The 21,048-nt window shown below is 38.5% G+C and carries 16 protein-coding genes, 1 tRNA gene and 1 pseudogene; 10 read left to right on the top strand and 8 right to left on the bottom strand.

Annotated elements, in window-relative coordinates; translation table 11 throughout:
* Nucleotides 1-3: 3 nt before the first annotated feature.
* Together LVD15_RS16350 and LVD15_RS16345 are read right to left on the bottom strand one after the other, a co-directional pair.
* Nucleotides 4-1,842 (bottom strand): toxin-antitoxin system YwqK family antitoxin, encoded by a 1,839-nt coding sequence (locus LVD15_RS16350; RefSeq protein WP_233776278.1) that lies wholly within the window; start codon nt 1,840-1,842, stop codon nt 4-6.
* Between the two features lie 2 nt (nt 1,843-1,844).
* On the bottom strand, nt 1,845-2,810 hold the full coding sequence (locus LVD15_RS16345; protein WP_233776277.1) for a tryptophan 2,3-dioxygenase family protein: 966 nt from the start codon (nt 2,808-2,810) through the stop codon (nt 1,845-1,847).
* A gap of 75 nt (nt 2,811-2,885) precedes the next feature.
* On the opposite strand from LVD15_RS16345, the pseudogene LVD15_RS16340 reads away from it, so the two are divergent.
* Together LVD15_RS16340 and LVD15_RS16335 are read left to right on the top strand one after the other, a co-directional pair.
* Nucleotides 2,886-4,102: pseudogene (locus LVD15_RS16340) on the top strand (acyl-CoA dehydrogenase family protein).
* Nucleotides 4,103-4,194: 92 nt separating this feature from the next.
* Nucleotides 4,195-5,943, top strand: a complete 1,749-nt coding sequence (locus LVD15_RS16335) for a thiamine pyrophosphate-dependent enzyme (RefSeq protein ID WP_233776276.1) — start codon at nt 4,195-4,197, stop codon at nt 5,941-5,943.
* Between the two features lie 21 nt (nt 5,944-5,964).
* Here the strand turns inward: LVD15_RS16335 and LVD15_RS16330 are convergent, their stop codons facing one another.
* Both LVD15_RS16330 and LVD15_RS16325 read right to left on the bottom strand, forming a co-directional pair.
* On the bottom strand, nt 5,965-6,426 hold the full coding sequence (locus tag LVD15_RS16330) for a DUF4268 domain-containing protein (RefSeq protein WP_233776275.1): 462 nt from the start codon (nt 6,424-6,426) through the stop codon (nt 5,965-5,967).
* A 50-nt stretch (nt 6,427-6,476) separates the two neighbouring features.
* Complete coding sequence (locus LVD15_RS16325) at nt 6,477-7,583, bottom strand: DUF1573 domain-containing protein (RefSeq protein ID WP_233776274.1); 1,107 nt, start codon at nt 7,581-7,583, stop codon at nt 6,477-6,479.
* 198 nt (nt 7,584-7,781) lie between these two features.
* Here LVD15_RS16325 and trpS point away from each other — a divergent pair, with 198 nt between their 5' ends.
* Nucleotides 7,782-8,750 carry a tryptophan--tRNA ligase gene (gene trpS / locus LVD15_RS16320; RefSeq protein ID WP_233776273.1) on the top strand — a complete coding sequence of 323 codons (969 nt, stop codon included), beginning with the start codon at nt 7,782-7,784 and terminating at the stop codon, nt 8,748-8,750.
* A gap of 50 nt (nt 8,751-8,800) precedes the next feature.
* On the opposite strand, the gene LVD15_RS16315 is transcribed toward trpS, so the two are convergent.
* Nucleotides 8,801-9,205 carry a hypothetical protein gene (locus LVD15_RS16315; protein ID WP_233776272.1) on the bottom strand — a complete coding sequence of 135 codons (405 nt, stop codon included), beginning with the start codon at nt 9,203-9,205 and terminating at the stop codon, nt 8,801-8,803.
* Between the two features lie 154 nt (nt 9,206-9,359).
* On the opposite strand from LVD15_RS16315, the gene hppD reads away from it, so the two are divergent.
* The 3 genes from hppD to mtaB all read left to right on the top strand — a co-directional run bounded on the left by hppD (nt 9,360) and on the right by mtaB (nt 13,699).
* Nucleotides 9,360-10,454 (top strand): 4-hydroxyphenylpyruvate dioxygenase, encoded by a 1,095-nt coding sequence (hppD, locus tag LVD15_RS16310; RefSeq protein ID WP_233776271.1) that lies wholly within the window; start codon nt 9,360-9,362, stop codon nt 10,452-10,454.
* Between the two features lie 135 nt (nt 10,455-10,589).
* The gene (locus LVD15_RS16305) at nt 10,590-12,311 is read left to right on the top strand and encodes a phospho-sugar mutase (protein ID WP_233776270.1); all 1,722 of its coding nucleotides are present in this window, start codon (nt 10,590-10,592) and stop codon (nt 12,309-12,311) included.
* 68 nt (nt 12,312-12,379) lie between these two features.
* Nucleotides 12,380-13,699, top strand: coding sequence for a tRNA (N(6)-L-threonylcarbamoyladenosine(37)-C(2))-methylthiotransferase MtaB (gene mtaB, locus LVD15_RS16300; RefSeq protein WP_233776269.1), 1,320 nt, complete (start codon nt 12,380-12,382; stop codon nt 13,697-13,699).
* A gap of 1 nt (nt 13,700) precedes the next feature.
* Here the strand turns inward: mtaB and LVD15_RS16295 are convergent, their stop codons facing one another.
* Complete coding sequence (locus LVD15_RS16295) at nt 13,701-14,351, bottom strand: ABC transporter ATP-binding protein (RefSeq protein ID WP_233776268.1); 651 nt, start codon at nt 14,349-14,351, stop codon at nt 13,701-13,703.
* Nucleotides 14,352-14,479: 128 nt separating this feature from the next.
* Here LVD15_RS16295 and sucC point away from each other — a divergent pair, with 128 nt between their 5' ends.
* The 4 genes from sucC to LVD15_RS16275 all read left to right on the top strand — a co-directional run bounded on the left by sucC (nt 14,480) and on the right by LVD15_RS16275 (nt 18,460).
* On the top strand, nt 14,480-15,691 hold the full coding sequence (sucC, locus tag LVD15_RS16290; protein WP_233776267.1) for an ADP-forming succinate--CoA ligase subunit beta: 1,212 nt from the start codon (nt 14,480-14,482) through the stop codon (nt 15,689-15,691).
* A gap of 9 nt (nt 15,692-15,700) precedes the next feature.
* Nucleotides 15,701-15,774: transfer RNA gene (locus LVD15_RS16285), tRNA-Arg, on the top strand.
* Nucleotides 15,775-15,893: 119 nt separating this feature from the next.
* Nucleotides 15,894-16,796, top strand: a complete 903-nt coding sequence (locus LVD15_RS16280; protein ID WP_233776266.1) for a DUF6089 family protein — start codon at nt 15,894-15,896, stop codon at nt 16,794-16,796.
* Between the two features lie 326 nt (nt 16,797-17,122).
* The gene (locus LVD15_RS16275) at nt 17,123-18,460 is read left to right on the top strand and encodes a transposase (protein WP_233776265.1); all 1,338 of its coding nucleotides are present in this window, start codon (nt 17,123-17,125) and stop codon (nt 18,458-18,460) included.
* A 458-nt stretch (nt 18,461-18,918) separates the two neighbouring features.
* On the opposite strand, the gene LVD15_RS16270 is transcribed toward LVD15_RS16275, so the two are convergent.
* Nucleotides 18,919-20,844, bottom strand: coding sequence for a polysaccharide biosynthesis protein (locus LVD15_RS16270; RefSeq protein WP_233776264.1), 1,926 nt, complete (start codon nt 20,842-20,844; stop codon nt 18,919-18,921).
* Nucleotide 20,845: 1 nt separating this feature from the next.
* Nucleotides 20,846-21,040 carry a hypothetical protein gene (locus LVD15_RS16265; protein WP_233776263.1) on the bottom strand — a complete coding sequence of 65 codons (195 nt, stop codon included), beginning with the start codon at nt 21,038-21,040 and terminating at the stop codon, nt 20,846-20,848.
* Nucleotides 21,041-21,048: the final 8 nt, after the last annotated feature.

Genomic DNA, 21,048 nt, shown 5'->3' with positions numbered 1-21,048 from the left:
ATATTATCTTCTACGCCTATGGCCTACAGAAAATGAATAACCGATATTAAGTCCAAAATTATAAGCAAAAGAAACACTGCCTTTGTCCAGACTATCGAATGCTCTGCCGGCATAATCATCTTCCGAATAGCTTCTATAGCCACCTCCTCCACTTATAAAGGCATCAGCCGTAAAGCCACCTTCTGAAGTAGACTGGATGAGCCTATATCCTAACATTAAGGAATATTCTACCCTATGCTCTTTGGCGTGTACCCTGATTACATTTTCTGGTTGTGAGATTACGTTGGCATAATGATTTAGGTTAGAAAACCGAACAACATGACCAAAGTACCACATCCCATATTCATTAAAGGGGTTATAAAACTTTTGTTTTAAGGCTAAGCGATAGCCCCGCTTATAGTTATCATAAAGCGGCACATCGTTATCATCTTCAAAAAACGGATCCCTCACCCCTTCAAACTCAAACTCAAAACCCATTCTCTCTTCCATGTACAATTCCATGCCACAGGGCAGTCTATTCACAAACATAGATAATGGGCTCAGGCTTACTATAAACCCCCTGTATTCATTCCTTTTAGGCTCAAAATAAGAGCGCTTTTTACCTTTAAATTTATAATCAGCTATTCCGTAATTAGCCCTTTCCTTTTCTCTAAGCTCATCACGTTTAATAGTGCCTTTGCCATACACAGGGTGGTAGTAACCAGAAAGTTCACCATCTTCTCCAAATAGCTTCCACTTGCCTATTTTTTTACCATTTTCTATAGTGCCTATGGTTTGTACGGTAGTGCCGTCATGAAAATAACCGGTATATTCTCCTATGCCATCTTCAAACTCACACTCACCTTCAAGCACACCATCTTCATAGTAATATTTCCATAAACCGGTGTAAAGACCATCTTCAATCTTGCCTTCTATTTTAAGCTCACCGGTTTCATAAAATTCCTTATATGTACCACTTCCTTTATCAAATACGCTCTCCCCTTTCAGGGTACCATCAGGATAATATAAACTCCAAAGGCCATCCTTCTTACCCTTACTAAAATTACCTGTAGAGCTTAACTTTCCATTTTCAAAATAATATTGCCATTCACCAGAAGGCTTATTGTTATCAAACTCGCCCGTTGCAGAAACCTGGCCATTCCTATGATAATATTTCCAAATTCCTGATTTTTCGTCGCCATTGTAGTTTCCTTCTGCCTGTAGTGAACCATCTTTATAGTAATATTTCCATAGACCATTATTAACACTACCTACCCGCGGGCCTTCTGCTTTTGATTCTCCTGTAGGATAAAACTCCGTAAACAACCCTTTTCCGCCAGCATAATCTATGCTTCCTTTTTTACGACCATCTTCATAATAAAACTCCCAGAGGCCTTCTCTTCTGCCTTCTCTGAAAATTCCCTTTTCTTTTAACTCGCCACTTTCGTAGTAAATACTCCATTCACCTACGCGCTTTCGGTCTTTAATGCGGCCTTCCATATTCTTGATTCCGCTTTCAAAAAAGTATTCCCAATAGCCATCACTAGAGCCTGGCTCCAGATCTCCTCGCATTTTGAGCTTTCCATCTTCATAAAAAAACTCCCAAACGCCAACTGTCTCATTATTGGCAAAGCTGCCCAGAGATTCTAAATTACCGTTGATATAATAAGACTGATATTTACCTTCCAGCGTGTTAGAGATCGTATCTTTTACATGAAAGATCTCCTTTATCTGCTCTTTATCATCATCATGATAAGTATACTGCACATACTGAGCCTGCACGGCATTATGCATCAGCAAAGAAAATAAAATAAACAGTATGAAAATTCCGTTTTCTCTCAAAACCACATCTTTTAAGTGCACCCCTAATCCTTTTTACCTAATGCCTCCTTAAGCACCCATGACTTTCCCCATTCTTTTTTCTCAGCCTCAGACCATAACTCCGGGAAAAATATGACTTTTTGAAACCTTGGCGGAAGGTATTTTTGCCAATTAGTACCGCCTGTAGCTGCTATGTCAGATTCATCTTTATGCAAATGCTTTACCGCTGACTTATAATGAGTTAAAGGCCAGTAGACATTTGCCAGGTAATCGAACTCTTTCAACAAATCTACAAGTTGATGGTTTTCTTTGGAGAATTTATCGTTAAAAATCGCCTCTATATTTTTATGCTTGTAGGCTTTAGCTCTTGATATAAAAAATTCAGTATATTTTTCTTCAAACTGCTGCAGTGTAAGCGTCTTTTTACCTGAAGAAAGCTCTAAAGCTGCACGTTTCCAGTAAATATGCTTAAGAAGCTCTTCTAGGTCTTCTTCATCTTTAAAAGAAGGTCTTTCTTCTGCATCTATCAGATTATTGAGCGAGGTAGAAGTCATTTCAATAAGGCGATATTGAGCCGATTGAAAGCCGCTAGCAGGAAGAAGTGCGGTGCGAAATTTAAGAAATTGCTCTTTATCCAGCCCTTCAATCATAATAGAAAAAGAATCTGCCAGCTGTTTAAAAATCCTGTTTACACGCTCTATTTTCTGAATAAAAAATGCCTCAGTAAGGTCTTCATTTCTACCAATTTGCTCTAGCTCCCATAGTATAAGCTTAAAGAACAGCTCAGAATGCTGATGATAGATAATAAAAACCATTTCATCTTCAAGACCTGTCTTTGGGGTTTGCAGGCTAAGCAGTGTGTCTAGATGAATATAATCCCAATAGGTAGTGTAGTCAGAATACAAAAGCCCGTCCAGATAAGATGCGAGGTCCTGGCCCATGGCTTCGTACTTCTCTTCCAACTTCCTGACTTGCTCCAGGATTTTCGGATCTATTTCCGACTTCTGCATTTTTGATATTGAGATTTGTGGCTATTGTTGTGTAAATTTGATACTTAAAACTGAATAACCCAAATCTCCCTTTATATGTCTGACAAATCTCATAATCATTTTGCCGGAAAAAAGGCTGCAAACGATTTCTTTGAATCTCCGGACTTCTATTTAGTAGATGATTTACTCACCGAAGAGCACTTGTTAATAAGAGCTTCTATTCGTGATTTTGTAAAGAAGGAAATTACTCCATTTATAGAGCAATGGTGTCAGGAAGCTTATTTCCCTTATGATATTGTGAAGAAATTTGGAGATATCGGTGCTTTTGGCCCCACTATCCCCGAGCAATATGGAGGAGGCGGATTGGATTACATTTCTTATGGCCTCATTATGCAGGAAATAGAGAGAGGAGACTCCGGCATGCGTTCTACTGCCTCAGTACAAGGTTCATTGGTCATGTACCCTATTTACAAGTTCGGTTCTGAAGAGCAAAAGAAAAAATATCTACCCAAGCTGGCGTCAGGCGAATGGTTAGGTTGCTTTGGCCTTACAGAGCCTGACCATGGCTCTAACCCCAGCGGCATGCTTACTAACTTCAAAGATATGGGTGATCATTACCTGCTTAACGGCGCTAAAATGTGGATTTCTAACTCCCCTAAGGCTGATGTAGCCGTGGTGTGGGCTAAAAATGAAGAAGGCCGAATACATGGATTGATAGTAGAGCGGGGTATGGAAGGCTTTAGCACGCCTGAAACTCATGGCAAATGGAGCCTGCGTGCCAGCTGCACCGGAGAACTAGTGTTTGACAATGTGAAAGTTCCTAAAGAGAACCTCCTACCCGGAAAAGTGGACTCGGCGCTCCCCTTATGTGCCTTGACTCTGCTCGTTATGGTATTGCCTGGGGAGCTATAGGAGCCGCTATGGATTGCTATGACTCTGCCCGCCGATATGCAGCAGAAAGGATTCAGTTTAATAAACCCATCGCTTCTTTTCAGCTTACGCAAAAGAAATTATCTGAGATGCTCACAGAAATAACCAAGGCTCAGCTGCTCAACTGGAAGCTTGGTAAAATGATGGATGAAGGCAAGGCTTCTACAGCCCAAATCTCCATGGCCAAAAGAAACTCTGTACACACCGCACTGACCATTGCCAGAGAAGCACGCCAAATACATGGCGGTATGGGTATCACCGGAGAATACCCCATTATGCGCCACATGATGAATCTGGAATCAGTAATCACTTATGAAGGTACTCATGACATACACCTGCTTATACTAGGTGCTGATATTACAGGCATACCTGCATTTAGCTGATTTTCACATGTTTTAACATAAAATAGGGCAGCAAACCGTTAACATATCGTTTTGCTGCTTGTTTCTTTTTTGTAAATCAAACCATGAAGCACATGAAAGAGACAGTAACCGAATATATACTCAAGAAGTTAAAAGAAATAGGAGTTAAACGCATCTGGGCCGTAACTGGAGATGCCCTTAACTCATTCGCTGATGCGGTGCAAAAAGACGATGAGCTGGAGTGGATCTCCGTTCGTCATGAAGAAAATGCAGCTTTTGCCTGCTACGGATCAGCACAGCTTACGGAAGACCTGGCTGTATGTGCAGGTACAGTAGGCCCCGGAGCATTGCACCTTATTAACGGGCTTTATAATGCTAAAAAAGCTCGTGTGCCCGTGCTTGCCATAACAGGACAAGTACCCACCGCTAACATTGGCACCGACTACTTTCAGGAAACGGACCTCACCAAAATCTTTGATGATATATGTGCCTTCCAGGGAATTATAAGAACGGCAGATCAAACGCCTCGTCTATTAAATAAGGCCATTCAAATAGCACTGTGGGAGCAAACTGTAGTACGCATAGAAATACCACATGACCTGACTACCCAAAAGCTGGATGCTGATTATTTTGACCATCCGATCATTCGCTCTAAATCTAAACTAATCTGTAGCGATGAGGATATTGATAAAGCAACTGAAATATTAAACAGCAAGAGCAAAGTAGCCATTTTAGCTGGCTGTGGAGCCAGAAAAGCGAAAGATGAAGTAATTGCCCTTTCCAACAAACTAAAAGCACCTATTGTACACACACTAAAGGCGTCAGATGTATTTGATTCATCTTTGGAAAATGTAGTAGGACTCACCGGACTCATAGGAAACCACCCTGGTTATAGCGCAGTGCTTAATTGTGATGTATTATTGATGATTGGCACAGACTTCCCTTATAGCAACTTTTTACCTCATGATAAGGAAGTTATTCAAATTGACATCAGGCCAGAGAATTTGGGTAACAGAACACACATCACCCATGGAATAGTAGGAGATGCTGCAGATACGGTTAGCAGGATTACTGCCAAAATCTCTCCGAATGAAAATGCCTCATTCATGGATAGCCACAAGAAATCTCACCGAAAATGGTTAGAGAAAATGCAAAAGGAAAGCGATCTTGAAAATGATAAAACGCCACTATTGCCCAGCCTATTTGCCGCTGAGATCAACAGGCAAGCAGCCACAGATGCAGTTTTCGCTATGGACACAGGTGAATCTGTAGTTTGGGGCGTACGCTACATCACATTTAATAACGATCGTAGAATAATAGGTAGTTTCAATCACGGTTCTATGGCTGTTGGCTTACCCGCTTGCCTGGGTGCACAAGCAGCATTCCCTGGCAGACAAGTTTGGGGACTGGTTGGAGATGGCGCCTTCGGCATGTCTATGCATGACCTGATCACCGCTGTTAGGTACAACTATCCTGTTAAAATGATAGTTTTCAATAACAGTGAGTTGAGCTTTGTGAAAATGGAAATGGAAGAAGCGGGCTTCCCTATGGCCAATGAATCATTAAAATTAGAAAACCCTGATTTTGTGGCTTATGCTAAAGCCTGCGGAGCTGATGGTATGAAAGTAGAAAAAGCAGAAGACATTCCTATTGCTATCAAAAAGGCGATTGAGTCTCCTAAACCTTTCGTAATTGATGCCATAGTTTCTTCTGGTGCACTTACCCTGCCTCCTAAGATTACACTGGAGCAGGCGTATGGATTTACCAAATCAAAAGCTAAAGAAGCCATTTTAGCATTAGAAGGTGATGACAGCCAGTGGGATAATATTAAAAGTGAAATAAAAGCCTATTTCGCCAAGTAAAAAACTCATATGCTTTTGGAGCTACCTTAGGGCTTCAAAAGCATATTTTCCATCACTCCAAAATTCATCTAGTGCTATTATTCTGGGTTTAAGAAAGGAAATGATATCAGGCCAAGTGTCTTTATTAAAAACATTCACCCCACTTTTCTCAATGTATACCCTGCTAATTTGCTGCCCGTATTCATTGTGATACTCCTCTTCCCACTCCCAGTTTTCATTCATGGCAGCAGCCAGCATAAGGTGTAGCTCCTGTAATTGCTCATAAAACAACTGCCGGATTCCCTCATCGGCATGTGTAATTTCTATACCTATGTAAGCCTTTTTCTTATCGGCTTCCATTCGGAAATACACATCTTTCAGTCCGGTCTTATAATTTACCCAGTTAACTTTAAGACCTTCAGCTGATAAATGAGGGGCTATATATTGACCAAATGTAGTCCAGAACTCCTCCTTCAACCTGGCCACTTGTTCACGTGTGTACATGAATCAATTTAAAACTTAAAAAATGATTAGGATTTAGTAGCTACTGCCGATTATTTAAACTCTCCTTCGGCTTCTACATAAGCCTTTACGGTTACTCTCTGAGCAGAAGCAGTAGGGTCATTACTAAATATTGTTACTGACTTTTGCTGATTTCCGCGTCTTCCATTGGAATTGAAAGTAATTTTTACTTCTGTACTTTCACCAGGTTTTAAAGTTCCCTTTTTCACTGAAGCATCAGCACAAGAGCAGTTAGATTTCGCTTCTCTTATTTTTAATTCAGTTTTACCTGCGTTATATAACTGAAAGCTGGTAGTCACTTTTTCGCCTTGCTTTATTTTGCCGAAGTCATGCACAGGAGAAGAGATTTTCAGTCTTGGCGCTTTAGCCAAATCCTCTTGAGATAAAGGAGGGAAATACTCCATTACAGTAGCGTAAACCGATATTGATTTAGTAGCATCATCACCTTCCTCATCAGTATAGAAAGTAACGTTATCAGAGTTAAAACCTAAATTATTGTTGGCCTTACCATCATAAATTACTTCTATCTCACCACTTTCTTTAGGCAATAATATTTGAGGGCTAAATTTCAACTTTATAAACTCAGGTGCAACAAATTCCTTTTCAAAAACAATAGGCTCACTTCCTGAATTGTAAACATCAAATTTCTTAGTAGTGGGCTCTTCTGAAGTAAGCACCTTGCCCATGTTAAAAGATCGGTACTTCACTCTCAATTTACCCATAGCAGTAGGAAGGTCTTCATCCATAGACTGAGGCGTAGGAGTAACATTTCCTCTTATGTATAATCTCACCGGAGAAGCTTGACCATCTAGCATAACCGTAAGACTCTTATTAAATGACCCTGGTCTATTATGAGTATTATATTTCGCCTGAATAAATCCGGTTTCTCCTGGCTTCACCTCTTCTTTAGTCCAGTCTGGGGTGGTGCAGCCGCAAGAGGCTTTTACCGAACTGATTTTGATCGGTTGAAGCCCTTTGTTAATAAAACTAAACTGATGAATAGCCGCGCCATCCTCTTCCTTTATGGTTCCGAAATCAAAGGTTTTCTCACTAAAAACTATTTCTTCTTCCTGCTGAGCAAAAACATGTACGGATACCCAACTCAATAGAACCAATAAAAGTATTCTGGATTTCATCATAAACGAAGATTTATTTTCTGTAAAGGTAATAAAAATGCAAATGAGTTATAAATAAACGTCATTCTTTAACATGTTGATAACAATTTAAGAGTGCATGTAACCTATTGCTAAACGGGTTATCTGAATCTAAGCCATTACAAATTCGGCATTTTTAAAAAGGATTGCGTTTATTTGCCAAAAAATATTCATAAACATATTATGGCAAGAATTTTAACCGGCATCCAGAGTAGCGGAAGGCCCCACTTGGGAAATATATTGGGAGCCATAAAGCCGGCCATTGAACTATCAAAAATAGAAAGTAACGAATCATTGTTTTTCATTGCTGATTTTCATTCCCTCACTACCATTAAAGATGCTAAGTTGAGAATTGAAAATGTAAACGCTATTGCGGCAGCATGGCTTGCTTTTGGTTTCGATACTGATAAAAATATATTCTATCGCCAGTCTAAAATACCTGAAGTATGCGAGTTAACGTGGTACCTTAACTGCCACACTCCTTACCCTATGCTGGCTAATGCTCATTCATTTAAAGAAAAATCTGACAAGCTTTCTGATGTAAATTCAGGTTTATTTACTTACCCGGTGCTTATGGCTGCTGATATTTTACTTTATGACGCAGAGCAGGTGCCAGTAGGTAAAGACCAGAAGCAGCACTTAGAAATGTCAAGAGATATAGCCAGCTCATTTAATAATCAGTATGGCGAAACTTTTGTACTGCCTGAGCCTAGAATAGATGAAAACGTAATGACCATACCCGGTACTGACGGGCAAAAGATGAGCAAGTCTTACGGCAATACTATTGATATCTTTTTGGCTGACAAGCCATTAAGAAAACGAGTAATGGCTATCGTAACTGATAGTACTCCACTCGAAGAGCCTAAAGATCCGGATACCTGTAATGTTTTTGCTATCTACAAGCTAGTGGCTACTCCTGAACAAACAGAGGCACTACGCCAAAAATATTTGGGTGGTAATTTTGGCTATGGCCATGCCAAACAAGAGCTATATGAGCTACTGGTAGCTAAATATGAAGAACCAAGAAAAATATTTAACTACTACATGGAAAACCCGGAAGAGCTAGACGCCAAGCTAAAAAAAGGCGAAGAGAAGGCCAGGGAAATAGCCATCAAAGTATTGGCTAGAGTGAGAGAAAAACTAGGTTTTTAAACATAAAAAAAGGCGTTGATTCAGAATCAACGCCTTTTTTTATCACTTTTTTACTTAGCAGTCCAGACTATGTCTCTGCTATTAGCATCTATTTGCAATATTATTCTTGTAGGCTTCGGTAGTAATACAAGCTTGGTTTCCTTGCCAGCATAATCATCCACTTCCACATATACACCCTGCTTAAAATCAATATCGTACCCATCAGCGGTCTTTTTGATTTCTTTCGGTAAATAAGCAATTGGCAATAAAACATCGCTATCCGGACAAAACTCATCATGCACTTCATGCAGCGCATCTTCTAAATAATCACCATAGTTTTCCAGAAAGTCATCTTCCAGGTCATGTAGCTCCTCTTCCAGATCATCGTAGTGCTCACTACTATAATCCAGCTTACTAAGTTCTATTTTCTTTTCTATTAGTGCTACAAGGTCTTTATCTAATTTGCTAATGTCCATTTGCATTGATTTTTTTAAAGGAGCACAAAGCTCCAGAGACTGATTATAAGTTCCAAAAATATCATTTGAAATCTAACAGCGAAGCCTAAAATAATTTTTAAAGACTATCGTATCCTGTAAATTTACTAAGAGACCAAATAAAAATGCTACTACTATGGAACAAGATTTCTTACCCATTCTGGGCACCGATTACATTGAATTTTATGTAGGCAACGCCAAACAATCCGCCATGTATTATCAAACGGCCTTTGGCTATCAGCTCATTGCCTATGCAGGACTAGAAACCGGCCTTAAGGACAGAACCAGTTATGTACTGCAACAAGGTAAAATAAAACTAGTACTCACTTCCTCCTTAAAGCCGGACACGCCTATTTCAGAACACGTAAATAAACATGGTGATGGCGTTAAAGTGCTGGCTCTTTGGGTAGATGATGCCACTGCTTCTTTCGAAGAAACTACTAAACGCGGAGCCTCGCCTGTGCACCCTCCCACTTCTATCTCTGATGAATTCGGCACCATGATTTATTCATCGATCCAAACTTATGGAGAAACAATACATACCTTTATAGAAAGAAAGAATTATACAGGTCCTTTTCTCCCAGGCTTTATTGAAAAAAGCAGCTTAATCAAAATTAAGCCCATAGGCTTAAAGTATGTAGACCACTGCGTAGGTAATGTAGGCTGGGGCGAAATGAATAAGTGGGTGCAATTTTATGAAGAAGTAATGGGCTTTAAGCTACTCATCACTTTTGATGACAAAGATATATCTACTGAATACAGTGCTTTAATGTCTAAAGTGGTTTCTAATGGCAATGGTTATATTAAATTCCCTATTAATGAACCTGCTAAGGGCAAGAAGAAATCTCAAATAGAAGAGTACATAGATTTTTATCATGGAGCCGGTGTACAACACATCGCCATAGCTACAGATGACATCATTCACACCGTTTCCGAACTACGCTCCAGAGGAGTGGAATTCCTGATAGTCCCGGATAATTATTACAATGAACTCACCGAAAGAGTAGGCGAAATTGATGAAGACATTAAACAACTAAAAGATTTAAACATTTTAGTAGATAGAGACGAGGAAGGCTATCTTTTACAGATATTTACTAAGCCAGTACAAGATCGGCCTACAGTGTTTTATGAAATAATACAGCGAAAAGGAGCAAAATCATTTGGCAAAGGTAACTTTAAAGCACTTTTCGAAGCCATTGAAAGAGAACAAGAGTTGCGCGGAAACTTATAAAACATTTATTTTGACCTGCGGTTTTAATAAGACATATAATTAGCCGCTGATTAATATTTAATCGAATAAGATTTATTTAATTCGGCAAGCGTTGAATTATCGAACATAAACACATTAACTAACATACTTACATCCATGAGCGAAGTAAAAGAAAAAGCCCAAAGATGGCTTGACAGCAAAATAGATGAAGAATCTAAAAAACAAATTCAGGATTTATTAAACGATGAAGAGGCCCTTACTGAAGCCTTCTACAAAGACCTGGAATTTGGAACCGGCGGTTTAAGAGGTATTATGGGAATGGGATCTAACCGTATGAATAAATACACAGTGGGTATGGCCACGCAGGGATTAGCCAACTATTTGATCCAAACTTACCCAAATGAACAAATCAAAGCCGCTATTGCTCATGACAGTAGAAATAACAGTCGTTTCTTCGCTGAAACTACTGCCGCAGTATTTTCTGCTAATGGTATAGAAGTTTTCTTGTTTGAAGAACTTAGACCTACTCCTGAACTATCTTTTGCTATCAGACACCTTAACTGTCACACTGGTGTGGTTCTTACGGCTTCTCACAACCCTAAAGAATATAACGGTTACAAGGCATACTGGAATGATGGTGCTCAAATGGTAGCTCCTCATGATAAAAATGTGATAGCTGAAGTAAACAAAATTCACTCTGCTGATGAAGTGAAGTTTGAGGCTAAAGAAGAGCTTATCCATAGCATTGGCGCGGAAATAGATCAATTATACCTAGGTGAAATCAAAGACCTTTCTTTGTCTCCTGAAATTGTTCAAAGTCAGAAAAACTTAAAAATAGTATACTCTCCTATCCACGGGACCGGAGTTACGGTAGTACCACAGTGTTTAAAACAATATGGTTTTGAAAATGTGTACGTGGTAGAAGAGCAATCTGAACCTAATGGTAACTTTCCTACTGTAGTTTACCCTAACCCTGAAGAAGCAGAAGCCCTGAAAATAGCTTTAAGCAAAGCTCGCGAGGTAGATGCCGATTTGGTAATGGCTACTGACCCTGACGCAGATAGAGTAGGTATAGCTGTTAAAAACCTTAAAGGTGAATTCCAATTATTAAACGGAAACCAAACTGGTAGTTTACTTATCTATTACATCCTAAAAAGATGGACTGAGCTAAGCCGCTACAAAGGAGGTGAGTATATTGTAAAAACCATTGTTACTACTGAGCTCATCAAGAAAATAGCTGAGCGATTCAATGTAGATTCTTACGATACACTTACTGGTTTCAAATACATCGCTTCTATTATCAGAGAAAACGAAGGCAAGAGAACTTTCATAGCTGGTGGAGAAGAGAGCTACGGCTACCTGGTAGGAGAATTTGTAAGAGATAAAGACGCTGTAGCCAGCTGTGCTATGATTGCTGAAATGTGTGCTTATGCAGCTTCTGAAGGCAAAACGGTATATGAACTTCTTATAGAAATTTATGAAGAGTGTGGTTTTTATAAAGAAAAGCTTATCTCAATTACTAAAAAAGGAAAACAAGGTGCTGAAGAAATTCAACAAATGATGCTCAACTTCAGAGAAACACCACCTGAATCTTTTGGTGGCTCTAAAGTAGTGAGAGTGGTAGATTACCAAAACAGCACAGATACTGACTTAGTAGCGCTTAAGAAAACCAGCATTGATTATGAAAAATCCAATGTGCTACAATTCTTCACTGAAGATGGGTCTAAAATCAGTGCCAGACCATCAGGAACAGAACCTAAGATCAAGTTTTATATCAGCGTAAACAAGCCTTTGGCTAGCAAAGCTGATTTCGAAAAAACAGAAGCTGAGCTTAACAGTCAGATAGAAAGTATAGAATCTGATTTAATGAGCTTATAAGCTCTCAGAAACAGTATTATAACTATATGGTAGTTTAGATGGACTAAACTACCTATATTTGCAGCCCAATGAGAAAAGTTGCGTTTTACACACTGGGCTGCAAATTAAATTTTTCTGAAACGTCCTCTATATCAAGGATGTTTGAAGAAAAAGGATATAAAAAAGTGGAGTTCACAGATACTCCTGATATTTTTATAATCAACACTTGTTCTGTAACTGAAAATGCAGATAAAAAGTGTAAGAAAATAGTGAGGGAAGCACGTAAAATCTCTCCTAATGCTTATGTAACCATCATCGGTTGCTATGCTCAGTTAAAACCCAAAGAAATTTCAGAGATACCGGGAGTAGATGCTGTATTAGGCGCTGCAGAAAAATTCCGTCTTATAGATTTACTAGATGATTTTGTAAGACCGGAACAGCCTAAGGTGCTTGCTTCTGAAATAGAAACCGCTACTTCTTTCAATAATGCCTTCTCAATTAATGACAGAACCCGTACTTTCCTAAAAGTACAGGATGGCTGTGATTATGGATGCACCTTCTGCACCATACCTATGGCGCGCGGAAAAAGCAGAAGTAACACTATTGAAAATATCATGGCTTCTGCCAATGAAATAGTAGCTTCAGGAGTAAAAGAAATAGTGCTCACCGGAGTTAACACTGGTGACTTCGGTATTAGAAATGGTAAAAGAGAAGATCGCTTTCTAGATCTTGTTATAGCTCTTGATCAGGTTGAAGACTTGGAAAGAGTAAGAATATCATCTATAGAACCCAACCTACTCCATAACGAAATCATTGAGTTTGTCGCTCAATCTGATAAGTTCGTTCCTCATTTTCATATTCCCTTACAATCTGGCTCAGATAAAATTCTCAAACTAATGAGAAGAAGATACCTCAGCCAGCTTTATAAGGACAGAGTAGCCAAAATAAAAGAGCTTATGCCTCATTGCTGTATAGGTGTGGATGTGATAGTTGGTTTCCCTGGAGAAACAGATGAAGACTTTCTGGAAACCTATCAGTTCCTTAATGAGTTAGACATTTCTTACCTTCATGTTTTTACCTATTCTGAGAGAGCCAATACTTTGGCCACCGAAATGAATGAAGTGGTACCAATGAAAGTAAGAAACAAAAGATCTAAAATGCTACGCTCACTATCTGAGAAGAAAAAAAGGCATTTCTACGAGCAAAACATTGGCCGTATAGACACTGTACTTTTTGAAGAAGATATTGAGGATGGCAAAATGCACGGTTTTACTAATAACTATGTGAGAGTAGCTGTAAAGTATGATCCTGTATTAGTAAATGAATTGAAAAGGGTTAAAATCACCTCAATTAATGCTGATGGCTACGCTGAGGTGGAAGAGATAGATCAGGAAGTTCTCGCTCACTAACTCAGTAAATTATACCATCTTTTATTTCCAGCTTTCTGTCTGCCATTTCAGCCAGCTGTTCGTTATGAGTTACGATAACGAAAGTCTGTTCCAATTCATCTCTGAGTTTAAAGAACAGATTGTGTAACTCCATAGCATTTTTTGAATCTAAATTACCACTAGGTTCATCGGCAAAAATAATAGCAGGATCATTTATCAGGGCTCGAGCTACGGCCACACGTTGCTGCTCCCCTCCTGATAGCTCAGAAGGTTTATGATCTTTACGGCTGGCAATACCTAAAATATCAAACAAATACTTGGCTTTCGCCGAAATATCTGATTGTTTTCTTTTACCAATATACGCTGGGAGGCATACATTTTCCAACGCGGTAAATTCAGGTAACAGATTATGAAATTGAAAGATAAATCCAATGTTTTTATTTCTAAAAGCAGCCTTTTCTTTACTGTTCAATCTATTCACTGGCTTATCCCCTATCTCAAGGCTACCAGCATCAGGTTTATCCAGCGTTCCCAAGATATGAAGTAAGGTACTTTTTCCCGCACCAGAAGCACCTACTATAGAAATGACTTCCTTTTTTCTAACATGCAAATCAATCCCTTTCAATACAAATAACTCACCGTAAGTTTTCCTTATGCCTGTCGCTTTTAGCATGTTATATAGATTTATTTTTGGCTCAAACATAATAAATTTAAATAGATGTTAACGATTACAGATATTAAAATATCGATTACTTGAAATATAAAGCCAAATCTCCTACTTTCGTGCAAAAATTTTAGAGCATGAATATCCACGAATATCAAGCGAAAGAAATATTGAAAAGCTACAGCGTAAGGGTACAAACCGGAGTTGTAGTGGACGATCCTTCAAAAGCACAAGAGGCGGCAAAACAACTTAATGCCGAAACCGGAACGGAATGGTTTGTAGTTAAAGCTCAGATACACGCAGGCGGAAGAGGTAAAGGAAAGATACAAGAGACGGGTTCAAATGGTGTGGTTTTGGCAAAATCATTGGACGAAGTACCTGAGAAAGCTAAAAATATATTAGGAGGAACTTTAGTTACTCACCAAACTGGAGAAGAAGGTAAAAAAGTAAGCAAAGTACTTATTGCTGAAGATGTATACTATCCTGGAGCATCTGAACCTAAGGAATACTATCTAAGTATCCTTTTAGACAGATCAAAGAGCTGTAACGTAATTATGGCCTCTACAGAAGGTGGTATGGACATCGAAGACGTGGCAGCAAACACTCCTGAAAAGATTGTAAAAGAATGGATTGACCCTGCTGTTGGACTTCAAGGATTCCAAGCCAGAAAAATTGCCTTCGCTCTTGGCCTTGAAGGTAATGCCTTCAAAGAAATGGTTAAGTTCATCTTTTCTCTATATAAAGCATATGAAGGTTCTGACTCTTCAATGTTTGAGATTAATCCTGTGTTAAAAACATCTGATGACAAAATTTTAGCTGTTGATGCTAAAGTAAATCTAGATGACAACGCCCTTTACAGACACAAAGATCTGTTAGAGCTTAGAGACCTTAGCGAAGAAGATCCTGCTGAAGTAGAAGCTGGTAAATCTGGTTTAAGCTATGTAAAACTAGACGGTAACGTTGGCTGTATGGTAAACGGTGCTGGTTTAGCCATGGCCACTATGGATATCATTAAGCTTTCAGGTGGTGAGCCTGCTAACTTCCTAGATGTAGGTGGTGGTGCTAACGCTGAAACTGTAGAAGCAGGTTTTAGAATTATCTTAAAAGACCCTAATGTAAAGGCTATTCTGATCAATATCTTTGGTGGTATTGTAAGATGTGACCGTGTAGCTAATGGTGTTGTAGAGGCTTATAAGAAAATTGGCAATATCGACATTCCAATTATTGTAAGACTTCAAGGTACTAATGCTGAAGAGGGAGCTAAAATAATTGAAGAATCAGGCTTAAAAGTAGCGTCTGCAATATTACTTAAAGATGCTGCATCAAAAGTTAAAGAGGTTTTATCTTAAATAAAACTGGCGTCCGTAGTTCAACTGGATAGAATACCAGATTTCGGCTCTGGGGGTTGAGGGTTCGAATCCTTCCGGGCGCACTAGCTTCACTTTATAGAGTGAAGCTATTTTTTTAATTACTGTTTTTAGTCCAACAATTTTTTAAAAATAAACATTATTACTAAATTCAGGTTCTAAAAGTACCACTACAATACAACTTATGCGAATAGTTTTACTACTTCTATTTTTGGCATTCTCAGAAAGCTTGGTAGCACAAAGCTTCTATAGATTTAGAAATCAGAGAGATATCATTGCCTCTTTTGGTACTGGAACCACCACTTACTTTGGAGATTTAAAGGATAATGGTGACTATATTGACCCTAAATTGAACATTAACTTAGGCCTTCAATATTTCTTTCACCCAAATATATCTGGCCGTGCAGAGCTAAGCTACTTCAGAATCAGTGGTGATGACCAAGATTCTGACTTTGAAGGAAAAAATCGAAGAAACCTATCTTTCAGATCGGACAATATAGAATTTAATGTAGCAGCAGTAATACATGCTTTCCCTCAAGGAATTAAATTCTACCAAAGGCCCACCATTAATCCTTACGCTTTTGTAGGTATAGGAGCATTATATTTTAATCCTAAAGGACAGGTTCCTGTTACAGATTGGAATGGCAATCCTTTACCTGATGCAGGGAAATATGTAGCCTTACAACCTCTGAACACAGAAGGTGAAAATTACAGCAGAATAGCTATAGTAGTTCCATTTGGAGCTGGTTTCAAATATAAACTCAATCCATTTCTCAACTTAGGTATTGAAGGAGGTTATAGACTTACCTTCACAGACTACCTAGATGATGTAAGCACAGTATATAGAGATCATAATTCATTTGGTGACGATTATCTTGCTCAAGCAATGGCAGATAGAAGGCATGAACTAGATCCTCCTCAATCCCCTCTAGGCCTAGAAGAGAATCACATAAGAGGAAACCCTGATGACAATGATGGTTATTTCATGCTGAGTATAAAACTAGAATATTACCTTCCTCCTACCTTCTTGAGTTCACATAAAAATAAAAGAGGTAAAGGCCGATATAAAAGAGCCAAACGGAGATAAACAGTATCAGAAAAACATTAGTATAAGGCCAATCTTAGATTCACTCAGGTTGGCTTTTTATTGATATGCTTCCAGGGTTAAATCGTCTCTAAATGTCTACTATTAATTAAAAAAGTATATTTCTATGCAGGCTTACTCTAAGTTACATAACTTAATAACTCTTGCCTGTAATATAGGGCCTCCCTTTTAAATAAAAAACACTGAAATACAGTTACTTATCAGTATTAAAGCATAAAATAAAACCCCGAAATTAGCTATATAAAGCTTTTTTCGGGGTTTTTGATTTGTTAAATTGTAGTGCCTAATCACAATTAACACTGCAATATATGAGAGATCAAGAGCTTTTCCAACCGCAAGATTACTTAACTCCAAAATGGTACTTATTCAAGAATAGCACCTTGAGGAAAGTTTATAATACTATTCCTTGGAGTCAACTTTCAGAATGTTTGCCAAAGGAAAATAGAGGCCCAGGCGCACCCCGCTGGTTTTCGGCCCAAGGCATGTTTGGTCTAATGTTTCTAAAATCTTATTTAAACCTGAGTGACGAGAAGTTAATAGAACGATTTAATACTGACTGGAGCCTTCAGCTTTTTTGCAATAAATTGTTGGATGATAACCAAAGAATTAAGGATAAGGCCATTTTAAGTAGAATCAGGACGTATATGGCTGATAATACTGATTGGCAACAACTTCAGGAAGTACTCATTCATCATTGGAAAAGAGATATGAATAATACGCATGTTCTCTTAATGGATGCCACTTGCTATGAAAGTTATATTCGTTTTCCTACCGATGTAAAACTACTTTGGGAAAGCTGTCAATGGGTGTTTGAAAAACAGCTTTACAGATGGAGTAAAATATTAGGTGTAAAACGGCCTCGCTCCAAATATATAGATCAAAAACGCAAGCAGATGTCTTACGATCGTAGTCGAAAAAAGACATACAAAGCTGGACGCAAGCGTAAAAAGGCATTGATATATCTACTGTCCAAAGGGCTTGGACAGCTGCAGTACTTACTCAATGAAAACCCACAAATACAGCTTCACTTTCAAGAGCGAGCATACCTAAAAACAATACAGAAGGTACTTGGGCAACAGCAATTCTTGCAGCATCATCCAGCTAAAGAATTGAAAAACAGGATAGTATCGCTTCCCAGACCTTATGTCAGGCCTATCGTAAGAGGCAAAGAAACTAAAAGGGTTGAGTTTGGAATGAAAGCCCACATGCTTCAGGTTGACGACATCTGCTTTATTGATGCCATGGAGTTCAGGGCATTCAATGAAAGTACCAGACTAAAAATAAGTAGTTTAAAACATAGATCGATATTTGGCTCCCTTCATCAGCTGGGGGCAGATCGCATTTATGCCACTAATGCCAACAGAAAGTATTTAACAGTAAGGAAAGTGTTCACTTGCTTTCCAAAGAAAGGCCCCAAGATAAACAAACCTGAGGAAAGCAAACTCAGAAGCCTCATCTCTAACCAGAGAGCAACCGTGATGGAGGGAAGTTTTGGTACCCATAAAACGGCTTACGGCCTGAATAAAATCAAGGTTAAGGGAGAAAAACGAGAAATGATACATGTATTCTTTGCCGTTATGATGGCCAATGCTGTTAAGATGAGCAAAAAGAAATCAGAAAACATACCACTACTTCAGGCCGCCTAAACCTAAATCAGAAAAGCCTTAGGGATCGGTGTGTCTATACTATTCTAAATCGATATTCCTTCAGATTTATTAATAAAACCACTCACGATTTTGCACTTTTCGAAGACGCTAAAGCGGAAGGTGTTCAGATTTATAACAAAAAAAGCTGGACTTAATCAGTCCAGCTTTTATATCTTGTTTTGATTTATGTAATTATCAAGGGAGGCCTAATATAGTTACACTTCCTCTTAAGTCTAAATCTGTCATTTAACCGTATGTAGCCTTTCTTCAAAAGAAAATAGCCGCAATTCTAATCTCAAAGAACTAGCCCTTACGGGAAGGCCAATACTATTTTCCTAAGATTACATAACACATTCAATACAAGCAGTACAATCCATTACATCCGCTCATAAAAAAGCCCTTTCGTTAATTTCGAAAAGGCTTTTAATGATATATTTTTTAATTTCAAGAGTTATCCCTTATCCCACTTTCTGAGCTAGCTGTTTATCCAATATTTGATATTCAGAGCTCATACTCTTATATTCAGGAACAATTTCCTTCATTAGGCCTACAATCTTGTATCTATCCGCAGAGGCAACCGATAATTGCTTAAGTTGGTCAAGACTATTATTTATTCTATCAAAATCATATTCTAACACCTTTGCAATCATGATCTTTTCATGATGAGTAGGCACAGTATTCTCCTTACTAGCTAATAGCTCTTCATACAGTTTCTCTCCTTGCCTTAGACCAGTAAATACAATTTCGATATCCTTATCTAACTCCAGGCCAGATAAGCGGATCATCTTCTTAGCAAGGTCTACAATCTTTACAGACTGTCCCATATCAAAAATAAAGATCTCACCACCATTACCCATTGCACCGGCTTCCAGCACTAGCTGACAGGCCTCTGTTATGGTCATAAAGTACCTTGTAATCTCAGGGTGTGTTACCGTTACAGGTCCCCCATCACTAATTTGCTTTTGAAAAAATGGAATCACAGAGCCGTTAGACCCAAGCACATTACCAAATCTGGTAGTTACAAAAGAAGTTTTATTAGACCCTGTCTGCCTCAGCTTCTTATTTAAAGCTCGCACATAGATTTCAGCAATCCTCTTTGAGCATCCCATCACATTAGTTGGATTTACTGCTTTGTCAGTAGAAACCATCACAAATTTCTCAACTCCAAACTCAACTGCTAAATTGGCTATGTTTCTGGTTCCTATAATATTACAAAGGACTGCTTCAGACGGATTGCGCTCCATCATAGGCACATGCTTATAAGCTGCGGCATGAAATATTATTTCAGGTTTGTTTTCTTCAAAAATTTCACTTATCCGCTTATGATTGGTAACGTCTGCTACATAAAACTTAAACCTGGCATCCCGCTCAGAGCTGGTCATCTCTCGTTCTACTTCATATAACGCAGACTCCGCCTGATCAATTAGCACTAGTAATTCAGGATCAAAATGTGCGACTTGCCTTACAAGCTCACTACCAATAGAACCTGCAGCACCTGTAATGCAAACTCTCTTCCCTTTCAATTGATCCAATACTTGTCTATTATTCAGTTCAATAGACTCTCTGCCCAAGAGATCCTCTATATTAACTTGTTTTATCTGATTTAAGCTAAGCTCACCCTTCACCCAATCATCTACCTCCGGAATAGTTCTGACCCTCACATTCAAGGCTAAACAGACATCTACCACCTCATTTTTCCTATCAAGAGATAAATTAGTAGCTGCAATGATTAATTCTTTTATATCTAGGGATTTAATAATAGATGAGAGATCAGTTGCTCCGTCATATATCTGAGTTCCATTGATAACCTTTCCCACTTTGGTTAAATCATCCTCAATAAAAGCTACCACACGATAATTTGGCTCAACACTGTTATCTAACACCTGCTTAGTAATCATACCTAGCTGACCCGCTCCGAAGATTGCTACACGCATTTTATCAGCTTTACGAGGACTTCTATAGTATGAGAATATATTTTTTATGAGCAGTCTGTATTGTAATAAGAATACAAAGGATGCCAAAAATGAAATAAGAATAACCGAATATGGAAATAGGTTACTCCCAATAGACATGAAATAACCAACGTTCACCAAGGAACTGATAACATGAGTAGCAACAAGTGTTACAAGCACTCTAAACCCATCATGCATACCAGTATATCTTACAATACCAGCATAACTTTTAGTTGTTAGCAACGCAATAAGACAAGCCAGCATATTAATGAGTATACCCAAAGCGAAATTAAATTCACTCAGTTCACTAAACTCAAAATTAAACCTTAGTAAATAGCCAAGAAATGTAGAAAATCCAACTATAACCACATCCAAGAGAATGATTATCCATCTTGGAAGGATTCTTAATTGTATAAAAAATCTAGTTATCACATTATTTCTTTTTTCGAGAAGAGATAATCTTCTTAAGCCCTAACGCTCCACCAGCCATTAATAATAACTCTATTCCTCCTATGGGAACAGGTGCAGGTGGATTGGGTGGTGGCACTCCACCTCCCTGTGCAAATACCACACAAGGATATATGGCAATCAGCAGAAACAATACGCCTATTTTAAAAAATTGATTCACAGTACTTA

Source organism: Fulvivirga maritima, assembly GCF_021389955.1.
Classification (GTDB): domain Bacteria; phylum Bacteroidota; class Bacteroidia; order Cytophagales; family Cyclobacteriaceae; genus Fulvivirga; species Fulvivirga maritima.
Note: the sequence above shows the minus strand (reverse complement) of the source record. Positions and strands in the feature narration are given on the sequence as shown.

Bases quoted from the DNA above. Each gene is read 5' to 3' on its own strand.
- LVD15_RS16330 (WP_233776275.1), bottom strand. From the start codon at position 6,426: ATGTACACACGTGAACAAGTGGCCAGGTTGAAGGAGGAGTTCTGGACT.
- LVD15_RS16325 (WP_233776274.1), bottom strand. From the start codon at position 7,583: ATGATGAAATCCAGAATACTTTTATTGGTTCTATTGAGTTGGGTATCC.
- LVD15_RS16280 (WP_233776266.1), top strand. From the start codon at position 15,894: ATGCGAATAGTTTTACTACTTCTATTTTTGGCATTCTCAGAAAGCTTG.
- hppD (WP_233776271.1), top strand. From the start codon at position 9,360: ATGGAACAAGATTTCTTACCCATTCTGGGCACCGATTACATTGAATTT.
- mtaB (WP_233776269.1), top strand. From the start codon at position 12,380: ATGAGAAAAGTTGCGTTTTACACACTGGGCTGCAAATTAAATTTTTCT.
- trpS (WP_233776273.1), top strand. From the start codon at position 7,782: ATGGCAAGAATTTTAACCGGCATCCAGAGTAGCGGAAGGCCCCACTTG.
- LVD15_RS16295 (WP_233776268.1), bottom strand. From the start codon at position 14,351: ATGCTAAAAGCGACAGGCATAAGGAAAACTTACGGTGAGTTATTTGTA.
- LVD15_RS16305 (WP_233776270.1), top strand. From the start codon at position 10,590: ATGAGCGAAGTAAAAGAAAAAGCCCAAAGATGGCTTGACAGCAAAATA.
- LVD15_RS16275 (WP_233776265.1), top strand. From the start codon at position 17,123: ATGAGAGATCAAGAGCTTTTCCAACCGCAAGATTACTTAACTCCAAAA.
- LVD15_RS16345 (WP_233776277.1), bottom strand. From the start codon at position 2,810: ATGCAGAAGTCGGAAATAGATCCGAAAATCCTGGAGCAAGTCAGGAAG.
- LVD15_RS16335 (WP_233776276.1), top strand. From the start codon at position 4,195: ATGAAAGAGACAGTAACCGAATATATACTCAAGAAGTTAAAAGAAATA.
- LVD15_RS16315 (WP_233776272.1), bottom strand. From the start codon at position 9,205: ATGGACATTAGCAAATTAGATAAAGACCTTGTAGCACTAATAGAAAAG.
- sucC (WP_233776267.1), top strand. From the start codon at position 14,480: ATGAATATCCACGAATATCAAGCGAAAGAAATATTGAAAAGCTACAGC.